Raw genomic sequence first — 12763 nt, 5'->3', positions numbered from 1 at the left:
CTTCCCGGCTTAGCATCGGTCGCGCCCGGCTCCTAGACCGGCTGAGGTTCGGCCCGAGACCAGGCGGCCTTGACCATGGCGAGGCGGTCGGTGGTCACCGGAAACGTACGATCGCCGATAGCTGCGACACCGCAAGCGGGCGTGGCACTGTTCGTGATGAAGGCCCCATCAAAGCCGGACAGGTCGCCCACAGTGACCACCCGGGCTTCCTGTTTCAGGCCGACATCCGCCAGATGCGTCTTGATCAGCGCCTGAGAGACCCCCTCCAGCTTCAGAGCCTCGGGCCACACCACCGTATCGCCGCTGACAAAGCCGATGTTCCAGAGACTTCCCTCCGAAATGCGGCCCCCGGCATCGACGAACAAGGCATCGTCATATCCAGCAAGACACGCCAGCCTGCGCGCCCGGATCAGCCCCATCGTCGCTACGTGCTTCAGGTCGGGCGTTTCCCGGGCATAGGTCTGCACCTGCAGCGTCAACGGCGTCTCGCCGAGGGGCGGCACCGGCGGAAAGACGCCGACCATCACGCGCGGCACGCCCTCATGGGCCGGCGACCGGGGACTTATCTCGCGCGAGAACAGGCTGACACGGACGAAGGCGTCGGACCGATCGCCGAGCGCCTGACGAATCAGGTCGCGCACCCTGCCCTCCGGCACGGGCACGCCGAACAGTTCGGTGCCTGCATGGGTCAGGCGGGCCAGATGCCGGTCCAGCCCCCGCACCGCTCCGGCCGAGACCGCAAACGACGTATAGGCCCCATAGTTGACCAGCGCCTGATGCGTCAGGTCTTCAACCGTCGCCGGCGCCCCGTCGATCCAGAGGTCGCCAGCCGCCAAGGCCGTCAGCCCTCGCCGGCCTCGCCGACATCGATGTCGCTGTCCGGCGCTTCATCGTCGCCGGGCGTCTCGGCCAGACGCTCGACGGACACCACCTTCTCGCCCTCGGCGGTGCGGAATACGGTGACGCCCTGGCTGGAGCGACCGACCACGCGGATCTGGCCGACCGGCGTGCGGATCATCTGTCCGCCCGAGGTCACCAGCAGAAGGTCGTCAGTGTCCTCGACCGGGAAGGAGGCCGCCAGACGATTGCCCGCGCGTCCGCCCAGACCATGGGCTGTCAGCCCCTGCCCGCCCCGGCCCGTGCGCCGATACTCATAGGCCGACGAGCGCTTGCCGAAGCCGGTCTCGGTGATGGTCAGGATGAACTGTTCGGCCGCGCCCAGTTCCGCGATGCGTTCGGGCGAGATCGGGGCCTCGGCAACGGCTTCGTCGTCGGCCTCAACCGGCGTTTCATCCTCGCCCTCATCGGCGGCGCGGCGCATGGCGTTGGCGTGTTTGACATAGGCGGCGCGTTCCTCGGGCGTGGCATCCACCCGCCCCAGAACAGCCATGGAGATGACCTCGTCCGTCGGCTGCAGGCGTACACCCCGAACGCCGGTCGACTTGCGGCCCTTGAATACGCGAACGTCGTCGGCCTTGAACCGGATCGCCCGGCCCATGGCCGTGGTCAGCATGATGTCGTCATCGGCCTGGCACAGACCGACGCCGACCATGTGGTCGCCGTCCTCCAGTTCCATGGCGATCTTGCCGGCCCGGTTGACGGTGGCAAAGTCCGACAGCTTGTTCCGACGCACATCGCCCGACCGGGTGGCGAACATGATGTCGTAGTTGTCCCACTCTGACTCGTTTTCCGGCAGGGGCAGCACATTCATGATGCTGTCGCCCGGATCGATCGGCAGCAGGTTCACAAAGGCCTTGCCGCGCGACGTCGGCCCACCCAGCGGCAGACGCCAGGTCTTCAGCTTGTAGGCCTTGCCGTTCGAGGCAAAGAACAGCACCGGCGTATGGGTCGAGGCCGAGAAGACGCTGACGACGGCGTCATCATCCTTCATCGCCACACCCGAGCGGCCCTTGCCGCCGCGGTGCTGGGTCCGATAGGCGTTCAGCGCGACGCGCTTGACGTAGCCCCCATGAGTAACGGTGACGACCATGTCCTCGCGCGGGATCAGGTCCTCGTCTTCCATATCGGCGTCGCCTTCGCCGATCAGGGTGCGGCGCGGCACGGCGAACTGGTCCTTCACCGCGATCAGATCCTCGCGGATGATGGCCAGGATGTTGGCGCGGTCCGACAGGATCGTCAGGTGGCCCTGAATGGTGTCGGCAAGGCCGCGCGCCTCGCCAAAGATATCGTCGCGTCCCAGACCGGTCAGGCGCGATAGGGTCAGGGCCAGAATGGCGCGGGTCTGTTCGTCGGTCAGGCGGATCTTGTCGACCTCGACCAGCACCGTACGCGGATCGGCGATCAGTTCGACCAGGGCCATCATGTCGCCGACCGGCCAGGATTTGGCCTGCAGGCGTTCGCGCGCCTCGGCCGGGTCGACCGACGAGCGGATGATGTGGATCACTTCGTCGATATTGGCGACGGCGACGGCCAGACCGACCAGAACATGGCCGCGGTCGCGGGCCTTGCCCAGCTCGAACTTGACCCTGCGGACGACCACTTCCTCGCGGAACTCGAGGAAGGCCTCCAGCATGCGGCGCAGGCCCATCTGCTCCGGGCGGCCCTGGTTCAGGGCCAGCATATTGACGCCGAACGAGCTTTGCAGGGCAGTGTAGCGATACAGCTGGTTCAGGATGACATCGCCGGATGCATCGCGTTTCAGCTCGATGACGATCCGCATGCCCTGACGGGCCGACTCGTCGCGAACGTCGGCAATGCCTTCCAGACGCTTTTCGCGGACCATTTCGGCGATGCGCTCGATCAGGGTCTGCTTGTTCACCTGGAACGGCAGTTCCGTGATAATGATGGCTTCGCGGTCCTTGCGGATCTCCTCGATCGTGGCCTTGCCGCGCACGATGATCGAGCCCCGGCCTTCGCGCAGGGCGTTGCGCGGCGCGGTCCGCCCCATGATCTCACCGCCGGTCGGGAAGTCGGGGCCGGGAACGATGTCGAGCAGGGCCTCATCGCCCATGTTCGGGTCGTCCAGCAGGGCCACCGCCCCGTCCACGATCTCACCCAGATTGTGAGGCGGGATGTTGGTCGCCATGCCGACGGCGATGCCGCCCGCGCCATTGACCAGCAGGTTCGGAATCCGCGCCGGAAGAACGACAGGCTCGAGTTCCTTCTCGTCATAGTTCGGCTGGAAATCGACCGTGTCCTTGTCGATGTCGGTCAGCAGCGCCACGGCCGCCGGGGCCATCCGGGCCTCGGTGTAACGCATGGAGGCCGGCATATCGCCGTCGACCGAGCCGAAATTGCCCTGGCCGTCGACCAGCATCAGCCCCATCGAGAAGGGCTGGGCCATGCGCACCAGCGCCATATAGACCGAGGCATCGCCGTGGGGGTGGAAACGACCCAGCACATCACCGACGACGCGCGCGCACTTCGAATAGGCGCGCTCGGGCGTCATGTTCAGGTCGTGCATCGAATACAGGATGCGGCGGTGAACCGGCTTCAGACCGTCGCGCACATCGGGCAGGGCCCGGCTGACGATGACGCTCATCGCATAGTCGAGATACGAACGGCGCAGTTCGTCCTCGATCGTGATGTTGTCTATGTGGCCGCCACCCCCGCCACCGGGAATTGCGGACGGGTCAGCGTGATCGGATGTGTCGTCGGTCAAGGATTTTTGGCTTCATCTGGCCGGAATCAGAACAACTTCCGGGCTTGGGGATTACTAGCATCGGCATCCGGGGCTGGCAAAGTTAAGCCGCCACATATCCCCGGCCCTGAAATCGCATCGAGGAGAGACACGATGACCCTTCCCCGGCTTCCGCTTCTGATAGCCGCCTCTGTCGGCGCTACCGCCCTTATGTCGGGCTGTGTGGCCATGACCGAGAACCACTACGGCGCCGAGCGGCAGGCTGTCGCCCGCATCGGTGATTTCGGTGAGGCGACACTCATCAATGCTTCGGGCCAGAACATCGGACGCGCCGTCCTGACTCAGGGGCCCTCCGGCCTGCTGATCCGGGTCGAGGCCGACGGTCTGACGCCTGGCTGGCACGGCATTCACATCCATGCGACCGGCGAATGCGAGGCGCCCTTCACGTCAGCCGGCGGGCACATCAACCATGCGGATGGCGCAAAGCCGCACGGCCTGCTGAATGCCCAGGGGCCGGACGACGGCGACCTGCCCAACATCTATGCCGATGAACAGGGCCGGGTCCGCGCGGAACTCTTCACTACTCGCGCCCGGATCGCGCCCGAGGGCCCCGGCCAGTGGCTGTGGGACGATAACGGCTCGGCCATAGTCATCCATGCCATGCCCGACGACCACAAGAGCCAGCCCATCGGTGGTGCCGGTGACCGCGTAGCCTGTGGCATCATGGCGGCGGGCTGACCCCGATGGAGAGGGCTCAGGCGCGACGCGCCTGGGCCGCCTCCTCGGCCTCGCGGGAAATGACCTGCAGGAAGGCGGCGCGCGACGCATTCCAATCCTCCAGAATCCGCTGAGCCAGTGGTGAGCCGGTTTCTGCAGCATGTTCGGCGATCAGGGCCTTCAGCCGTTCCGCCGCAGCCCCGACGACCGGGCCCGCGATCACCGAGTCGGCATTCAGATTGGCCAGCGCCTGATCGCCCTCGTTCCAGACAAAGGCCTCCCCGCCCGACATTCCGGCCCCGAAATTCCAGCCGGTGGGGCCCAACACAACCAGCGTCCCTCCTGTCATATATTCCCCGCCGTGAGCCCCGCAGCCCTCGACCACGGCGACCGCGCCCGAGTTGCGAACCGCAAACCGCTCACCCGCCACACCGGCGGCCAGCAGGCGACCGGACGTTGCGCCATACAGACAGGTGTTGCCGATCAGCGCCTGCCCCGCCTTCCAGGCGAAGGGACGGATCACCAGATGCGCGCCCGACAGGCCCTTGCCGACATAGTCATTGGCCTCGCCGTCCAGCTCGATCCGCAGGCCTTTCATGCCCCAGGCTGCCAGCGACTGACCGGCGGCCCCCTTCAGCTTCAGCGTCAGATGTCCGTCGGGCAGGTCCTGGCCGTGACGGCGGACGATCTCTGACGACGTGCGGGTGCCGATCGCGCGCTGGGTATTCCGCACCGCATAGCTGAGCTGCATCTTCTCGCGCCGCTGCAGGCAGGGTTCGGCATCGATCAGGATCTGCGCATCCAGACTGTCCGGCACGGGGTTACGCGGCAGTTCGGCGCCGTTACGCAGGTCCGCATCCCCGACCCTGACCAGCAGGGGGTTGAGGTCCAGATCGTCCAGATCGGCTCCGCCGCGCGACACCTGACGCAGCAGGTCGGTGCGCCCCACCGCATCATCCAGCCGCGCGAGCCCCAGTGACGCCAGCACCTCGCGGGTTTCCTCGGCGATGAAGGTGAACAGGTTGATCACCTTGTCCGGCGTGCCGGTGAACAGCGCACGCAGGCGTTCATCCTGCACGCAGACACCCACGGGGCAGGTGTTGGAATGGCATTGACGCACCATCAGGCATCCGACGGCGACCAGGCTGGCCGTGCCGATGCCGAACTCCTCGGCGCCCAGCATGGCGGCGATCACCACGTCCCGGCCCGTTCGGATGCCGCCATCGGTGCGCAGCCGCACCCGCCCGCGCAGACCGTTCATGCTCAGCACCTGATGGGCCTCGCTCAGCCCCATCTCCCACGGCATGCCGACCTGTTTGATCGAGCTGATCGCGGCCGCTCCCGTGCCGCCATTGTGCCCTGAAATCAGAACCGTATCGGCCTTGGCCTTGGCCACACCCGCCGCCACCGCGCCGATCCCCGACTGGGCCACCAGCTTGACCGTCACCCGGGCGTCCGGATTGATCTGCTTCAGGTCATAGATCAGCTGGGCCAGGTCCTCGATCGAATAGATGTCGTGGTGGGGCGGCGGACTGATCAGGCCCACGCCCGGCGTCGCATGCCGCATCCGGGCGATGAACTCCGTCACCTTGAAGCCGGGCAACTGACCGCCCTCGCCGGGCTTGGCGCCCTGGGCCACCTTGATCTCGATCTCGCGGCACTGGGTCAGATATTCCGCCGTGACCCCGAACCGGCCCGAGGCGATCTGCTTGACGGCGCTGTTCGGATTGTCGCCGTTCGGGCGGGTCTTGTAGCGCTCGGGATCCTCGCCGCCCTCGCCAGAAACCGATCGCGCGCCGATGCGGTTCATGGCGATGTTGAGCGTCTCATGCGCCTCGGGGCTCAGCGCGCCCAACGACATGCCCGGCGTCACAAAGCGCTTGCGGATTTCATTGACGCTCTCGACCGCCTCGAGCGGCACGGTTCCGGTTTCGCGGAAGTCCAGCAGGTCGCGCAGGGCCCCGGCCGGCTGTTCGCGCACCCGGCGGCTGTAGGCCTTGTAGCGCCCATAGTCGTTGCGCGTGGTCGCGTCCTGAAGCCGGTGGATGGCCTCCGCGTCCCAGCCGTGGCGCTCCTCGCCGGCGCGGATGCGGTGAGAGCCCCCCAGCCGCAGGGCGGGCCGGTCGCGCTCAAAACCGGCTTCCGTCAGCCGCAACGCCCGCGCCTCCAGCCCCGCCAGGCCGATGCCCGAGACCCGCGATGTCATACCCGGGAAGATGTCAGCGACCAGCGCCCGCGAAAGGCCCAGCGCCTCAAACTCAAAAGCCCCGCGATAGGCGGAGATCACCGATATGCCCTTCTTGGCCAGGATCTTGAGCAGCCCCGCCTCGATCGCCGATTTGTAGTTCAGGCAGGCTTCACGCAGTGAACCCGGGCCATAGCGGCCCTCGTCCTGACGCTGCAGAAAGGTCTCCTGCGCCAGCCAGGCGTTGACGGCGGTCGCGCCGCACCCGACCAGCACGGCAAAGGCGTGGGCCTCCAGCGCCTCGGCGGTTCGCACGACGATCGAGACGAAGGACCGCAACCCCTCGTCCACCAGCCGCGTGTGTACAGCCGCAGTGGCCATGATCATCGGGATCAGGGGCCGGTCAGGCCCCATCGCTTCATCGGTCAGCACCAGAATGCCGGAGCCGGCCCGCACCTGCGCGACCGCTTCATCGCGCAGGTGCTCAATACCTTGCCGCAGGGCCTCGCCCGGACGGTCGCCGCCCACTACCGGATCGAAACTGGTGTCCAGACGGGCCACCGCCCCCTCGCCCACCACATCCAGCATGCGGTCGAACATGCCGGTGGTCAGCACCGGACTGTCCAGCACATGGACGCGGGTCTGGCCTTCCTCCTGCGCCAGGATGTTGCCGAGGTTCTTGAACCGGGTCCTGAGCGACATCGCCGCGCCCTCACGCAGGGAGTCGATCGGCGGATTGGTCACCTGGGCAAAGGCCTGACGGAAATAGTGGCTGAACGGCCGGTCCAGACCCGACAGCACGCGGGGGACGGCATCGTCCCCCATCGACCCCACGGCCTCCTTGCCGTCGGCAATCATCGGATCCAGCAAGGTCTCGACGTCCTCTTGCGTCCAGCCGACTGCGGCCTGCATGCGCACCAGCGCCGGGTTGTCCAGCCTGCGCGGCTCCGGCCCCGGCCCGACCTTCGGCTCCAGATCGACGATATTGGCCAGCCAGCGGTCATAGGGATGGCCCGCCGCCAGCTTGTCCAGAATGGCCGTCTCGTCGAACAGCCGCCCCTCGTCGAGGTCCAGCGCGATCATGCGGCCCGGCCCGATGTGAAGGTTGCGCGCGATCCGCTCCTGCGCGATGCCGGTCATGCCGACCTCGGACCCGCAGATCAGCAGCCCATCCGAGGTCTCGGTCACCCGCAGGGGCCGCAGGCCGTTGCGGTCCTTGCCCGCCACGACCCACCTGCCGTCCGTGGCGCACAGGGCGGTCGGTCCATCCCAAGGCTCCATCACCGCATTGCAATAGGCATAGAGCGCCTGATGCGCCGGACTCGAAACTCCGGGGATCGAGGCCTCGGGGATCAGCAGCGTCTTGGCCATCGGCGCCGAGCGCCCGGCCCGCACCAGCACCTCAAAGACGTTGTCGAGGGCGGCGGAGTCCGAGCCACCCTTCTGTATGACCGGCTTGACGATGTCGTCATCGGCCCCGAAGGCCGCCGCGGTCATGCGGATCTCGTGGCTGCGCATCCAGTTGGCATTGCCGCGCAGGGTGTTGATCTCGCCGTTGTGGGCCAGCATCCGGAACGGCTGGGCCAGCCGCCATTCCGGGAAGGTGTTGGTCGAATAGCGCTGATGGAACACGGCCACCGAAGCGACGACCTCGGGGTCCATCAGGTCCGGGTAGAACTCGGCCAGCGCCTGGGCCAGCATCATGCCCTTGTAGATGACGACCCGCGCCGACAGCGAGCAGACGTAGACGTCGGCGATGCCCCGCGACAGGGCCCGCGCCTCGATCCGGCGGCGCAGCAGATACAGCGCCCGCTCCAGATCCTCGCCGTCCAGCCCCTCGGGCGGGGCCAGCATGATCTGCTCGATCTCGGGCCGGGTGGCGGCGGCGCGCTCGCCCAGAATCTCGGGCCGGTGCGGTACCTGTCGCCAACCATAGAGGTAGAACCCCGCCGCCTGCACCTCGCGCTCGATGACCACGCGCGCCTGCTCCTGGGCAGCGAGGTTATGGCGCGGCAGGAACACCATGCCGACCGCGAGGGGCCCGGGCCGGGGTTCACGCCCCTGTTCGCGAACCTGCCTCAGGAAGAACTCACGCGGCAGGCCGATCAACAGGCCCGCGCCGTCCCCCGAGCGCCCGTCGGCGTCGACCGCTCCCCGGTGCCAGACGGCCTTCAGCGCCGCGATGGCCAGATCGACCACCTCGCGTCGCGGCTGCCCGTCGATAGCCGCGACCAGCCCCACCCCGCAGGCGTCCCGCTCGCTCTTGGGGTCATAGGCCCCGGCGTCGATCAGCGCCTGCCGGTCATCGAGGTATTGCTGGCGATCAAAGTTCATGCCGCCACCTGCTGGCGAGCACCCAGCCACGCATGGATTTCTGCAGCAGCATCCTGACCCTCGCGGACGGCCCAGACGACCAGTGAAGCGCCGCGCGAAATGTCTCCAGCCACGAACACGCCCTCCAGCGTCGTGGCTCGCGTGGCGCCCGCCGACCAGACGGTGCCATCGTCCCGCACCGCCAGGTCGGGCGTCTTGAACTGGGCTTTCAGGTCTTCGGCCTCAAAGCCCAGCGCCTCGATGACCATGTCGGCGCTGCAGTCATAGGCGCTGTCAGCCATCTCACGGATCGATCGTCGACCATCAGGGCCGGGATCGGACAGGGCCGTGCGGATAGCCCGGACCGCAGTCACCCGGCCCTCGGCATCGTGCACCGCCTTGGGCGAGGCCAGCCAGTCGAACACCACGCCTTCTTCCTCGGCATTGGCGACCTCGCGGGCGCTGCCGGGCATGTTGTCGCGATCCCGACGATAGAGGCAGGTGACCGAGGCCGCACCCTGACGCACGGCTGTGCGAACACAGTCCATGGCCGTATCTCCGCCGCCGATCACCACCACCGTCCGCCCCCGGGCATCCAGCGCCCCGGATTCGAACTCGGGCACGGCGTCGCCCAGACCCTTGCGGTTGGACGCCGTCAGATAGGCCAGCGCGGGCACCACACCATTGGTGCCACAGCCGGGCACCGCCAGTCTGCGCGCAGCATAGACCCCGGCTGCCAGCAGTACCGCCTGATGCCGGCTTCTCAGCGCCTCGAACGATAGGTCGCGCCCGATCTCGACGCCCAGTTCGAAGGACACTCCGGACTCGATCAGCCGATCAATGCGGCGCTGCACCACCGGCTTTTCCAGCTTGAAGCCCGGTATGCCATACATCAGCAGCCCACCGGCCCGGTCCTGCCGCTCATAGATCGTCACCGCATAGCCGAGGCCGCGAAGCCGGTCCGCCGCCGCCAGCCCGGCCGGGCCCGATCCGACGATGCCGATGGACGCGTCGCGCTCCCGCACCGGCCGGATCGGCTCGATCCAGCCCTCCTTGAAGGCCATATCGCCCAGCCAGCGCTCGACAGAGCCGATCGTGACCGTCTCCCAACCCGCCCGCTCCAGCGTGCAGGCGCCTTCGCACAGGCGATCCTGCGGACAGATGCGGCCACAGATTTCGGGCAGGGCACTGGTCGCTTCCGACGCGCGCCACGCCTCTTCGAGACGCCCCTCCGCCGCCAGCTTCAGCCAGTCGGGAATGGCATTCTCGAGCGGGCAGCCGCTCTGGCAGAAGGGCACGCCGCATTGGGCACAACGGCTGGACTGGGTCGCGCCATTGGACGCGGCGAAGTCGGCGTAAATCTCGTTGAAGTCGCGGACGCGGCTGTCTGCGGGCGTCTTTGGGGGCGTCCGCCGGACGATCTCGGGGAATTTTTGGTTGCGGTGCAGCATAGGCCCACCATCCTTTGTCAGGGCGCTCACGGCAAGACCGCGCGGGTATTTTTCCCCGCGCGGCCGCCTGACAATCTTTTGATCACAGCGAATCCTGCCGGCTTTTGTCACTTTGCCGGATGATTTTTTCTGTTTGCCGCCACAGCGTTCAGAAGGCGAACGACACCATGCCGACGAACCGCTCCTCCGAGAGCGGACCCGCCGTATCGGTATCGTGGTAGCGCATGTCGATCGAGATCAGCTTCGGGAAGGCATAGGTCAGGCCGACATTCCAGGTCGTGTAGTCATCGCTGACGTCAAGCGTCTGATGGCCCACGGCGCCCGAGGCCGTCAGGGACGGGCTGATGGCAAAGGCCGAGTTGGCCTCATAGTAAAAGGCCTCATCGTCCACCCCGAAAAAGTTGGTCGTGTAATAGGTGGTGACCCCGAGGTTCACCGGCCCGACGTCCCGCGACGCCGCCGCTTTCAGTTCGATGTAGTCGTAGTCAGCCCCGGCGGGCTTGCCGACATACAGATATAGCACCGCACCCAGATCGACGTCGAACCCGGCAATCTGCGTGGTGTAGCCGCCATAGATGTCGACCTCGGCATCGGTGTCATCGCCAAAGTCGACGGTCGAGGCCCAGCCTCCGGCATAGAAGCCGCCAACGCCAATATCGACACCGCCCTGCAGGGCCGCCCGGTCATCGGTCTGGCTGATGCCGCGAAACACATAGTCGGTCGCGACGCTGAGATTATAGCTGATCTCCGGAGCGGACTGGGCCTGGGCAGCCTGGGCCGTGGCCAGCAAGGCCAGGGCGGAGGCACAGGCAAACAGAGTTTTCATTCGATTATCCCCTTTGAGTGAGTTGGAAGCACGCACACGCCATCGACCGCTCGGGCACTGATCCGACCGGGCCTCCGGCAGCCGGCGTGGGAGGACGCCGACTGCCGTACTCGCTGGAACCGTCCGTCAGGACGCTTCCAGAACCTCTCCGTGAAGGTGACCGTCCAGGCCGTCGTCTTCCTGGCTCTCGCTGACCCGCAGGCCCGTGGTGAGCTTGCAGACGATCAGGATCAGGAAGGTCACGCCTGCACTCCAGCCTGCCGTGACGCCGAGGCCCCACAGCTGCTTCATGACGCTGGCGTCGGCCCCTGCCGCATTGACGGCTGCACTGGCGAACACGCCCGTCAGGATCGCGCCTGCCACACCCCCGGCCCCGTGAATGCCAAAGGCATCGAGGCTGTCATCGTAGCGCAGCAGCTTCTTGATCCAGACCGAGGCCGCATAACAGACCGGTCCGGCGATCAGGCCGATGATCACAGCCCCCATCGGATCGACGAAACCCGCCGCCGGTGTAATGGCGACCAGACCGGCGATCAGGCCCGACAGCACCCCGATCAGCGACGGCTTACGCTTCTCGATCACCTCGACGATCTTCCAGGTCAGGGAGGCGGCCATCGCCGCCAGCAGTGTGTTCAACAGGGCGACGGCCGCGATCGCATCCGCCGCCCAGGCCGAGCCGGCGTTGAAGCCGATCCAGCCGACCAGCAGCAGCGACGCCCCGATCATGGTCAGCACCGGGTTGTGGGCGACGATGGGGCTGACGCCATAGCCCTTGCGGGCCCCAAGAAAGACCGCGCAAACCAGCCCCGCCACGCCCGAGTTGACGTGCACGACCGCCCCGCCGGCAAAGTCCAGCACCCCCGCCGAACCCAGGAAGCCGCCGCCCCATACCCAGTGACAGATCGGGGCATAGACCAGCAGCGTCCAAAGTCCGGTGAACAGCAGCAGGCCCGAATATTTCAGCCGCTCGGCAAACGCCCCGGTCACCAGCGCCGGGGTGATGATGGCAAAGGTCAGCTGGAAGGCGATCCAGAGATACTCCGGCAGAGCGGGCGCCACAGCGTGGGCCGTTTCCGGCGTCACGCCTCGCAGGAAGACCGCCTCGAGACTGCCGATCACACTGTTCACCTCATCGCCGGAATAGCCAGCGATCGGCTGGCCCACCCCGAACGACAGGCTGTATCCCGCTGCGAACCAGGCGAGGGTCACTACGGCCGCCACGCCCAGCGACTGGGTGATGGTCGCGATCACATTCTTGCGCCGCACCATGCCGCCATAGAATAGCGCCAGCCCCGGCAGCGTCATCAGCAGCACCAGCGCCGTCGACGTCAGGATCCAACCGGCCGCCGACCCATCCAGTTCCAGAGGCGCCTGATGCGAAAGCAGGGCCGGAGCGGCTTGCGCGGCTCCGGCGGTCATAAATGAGAGAAGCCCGCCCAGCAGCAGGCCACAAGTTCGCTTGTAGCCGACACCCGACGTCAGCCCCCGGATCTTGGTCGTCATCATCAGTACCCCCTGAATGCGTCAACGCAGATGCGAAGGTTTTATCGCATTTGCGAAATAGGCAAGGGGTTCGTTAACGATTATACGACAAATGCGTGCGCTGCACTCTATCTATCGCAGGGTAACGTTGCGCAAATAATGCGCAGTTACCGAATTGCTTACAATTA

Annotated in this window: 7 protein-coding genes; 1 reads left to right on the top strand and 6 read right to left on the bottom strand. The window is 66.6% G+C overall.

Features of this window, described 5'->3' with window-relative positions:
• Positions 1–32: 32 nt before the first annotated feature.
• Positions 33–836 (bottom strand): aminotransferase class IV, encoded by an 804-nt coding sequence (locus B4K74_RS06395; RefSeq protein ID WP_286692234.1) that lies wholly within the window; start codon positions 834–836, stop codon positions 33–35.
• Positions 837–841: 5 nt separating this feature from the next.
• On the bottom strand, positions 842–3622 hold the full coding sequence (gyrA, locus tag B4K74_RS06390; RefSeq protein WP_414630931.1) for a DNA gyrase subunit A: 2781 nt from the start codon (positions 3620–3622) through the stop codon (positions 842–844).
• A gap of 132 nt (positions 3623–3754) precedes the next feature.
• Here gyrA and B4K74_RS06385 point away from each other — a divergent pair, with 132 nt between their 5' ends.
• Positions 3755–4339 (top strand): superoxide dismutase family protein, encoded by a 585-nt coding sequence (locus B4K74_RS06385; protein ID WP_123286154.1) that lies wholly within the window; start codon positions 3755–3757, stop codon positions 4337–4339.
• Between the two features lie 16 nt (positions 4340–4355).
• On the opposite strand, the gene gltB is transcribed toward B4K74_RS06385, so the two are convergent.
• The 4 genes from gltB to B4K74_RS06365 form a co-directional block, all read right to left on the bottom strand.
• Complete coding sequence (gene gltB / locus B4K74_RS06380) at positions 4356–8837, bottom strand: glutamate synthase large subunit (protein WP_286692233.1); 4482 nt, start codon at positions 8835–8837, stop codon at positions 4356–4358.
• A complete protein-coding gene (locus B4K74_RS06375) occupies positions 8834–10267 on the bottom strand; it encodes an NAD(P)-dependent oxidoreductase (protein WP_123286156.1) in 1434 nt (477 codons plus the stop codon). Before B4K74_RS06375 ends, gltB begins: the two co-directional genes overlap by 4 nt.
• Before the next feature lie 148 nt (positions 10268–10415).
• On the bottom strand, positions 10416–11093 hold the full coding sequence (locus tag B4K74_RS06370) for a TorF family putative porin (protein WP_286692232.1): 678 nt from the start codon (positions 11091–11093) through the stop codon (positions 10416–10418).
• Positions 11094–11219: 126 nt separating this feature from the next.
• Positions 11220–12512, bottom strand: coding sequence for an ammonium transporter (locus tag B4K74_RS06365; protein ID WP_123286172.1), 1293 nt, complete (start codon positions 12510–12512; stop codon positions 11220–11222).
• Between the last annotated feature and the right edge of the window lie 251 nt (positions 12513–12763).

It is taken from the genome of Brevundimonas sp. UBA2503 (assembly GCF_002341485.1).
In the GTDB taxonomy this organism is placed as follows: Bacteria; Pseudomonadota; Alphaproteobacteria; order Caulobacterales; family Caulobacteraceae; genus Brevundimonas; species Brevundimonas halotolerans.
The sequence above is the reverse complement of the archived record's forward strand: the minus strand, read 5'-3'. Positions and strand labels throughout refer to the sequence as shown.

Excerpts from the sequence above, each read along its gene's own strand:
- B4K74_RS06385 (WP_123286154.1), top strand. The coding sequence starts at position 3,755 with ATGACCCTTCCCCGGCTTCCGCTTCTGATAGCCGCCTCTGTCGGCGCT.
- gltB (WP_286692233.1), bottom strand. The coding sequence starts at position 8,837 with ATGAACTTTGATCGCCAGCAATACCTCGATGACCGGCAGGCGCTGATC.
- B4K74_RS06375 (WP_123286156.1), bottom strand. The coding sequence starts at position 10,267 with ATGCTGCACCGCAACCAAAAATTCCCCGAGATCGTCCGGCGGACGCCC.
- B4K74_RS06370 (WP_286692232.1), bottom strand. The coding sequence starts at position 11,093 with ATGAAAACTCTGTTTGCCTGTGCCTCCGCCCTGGCCTTGCTGGCCACG.
- B4K74_RS06365 (WP_123286172.1), bottom strand. The coding sequence starts at position 12,512 with ATGACCGCCGGAGCCGCGCAAGCCGCTCCGGCCCTGCTTTCGCATCAG.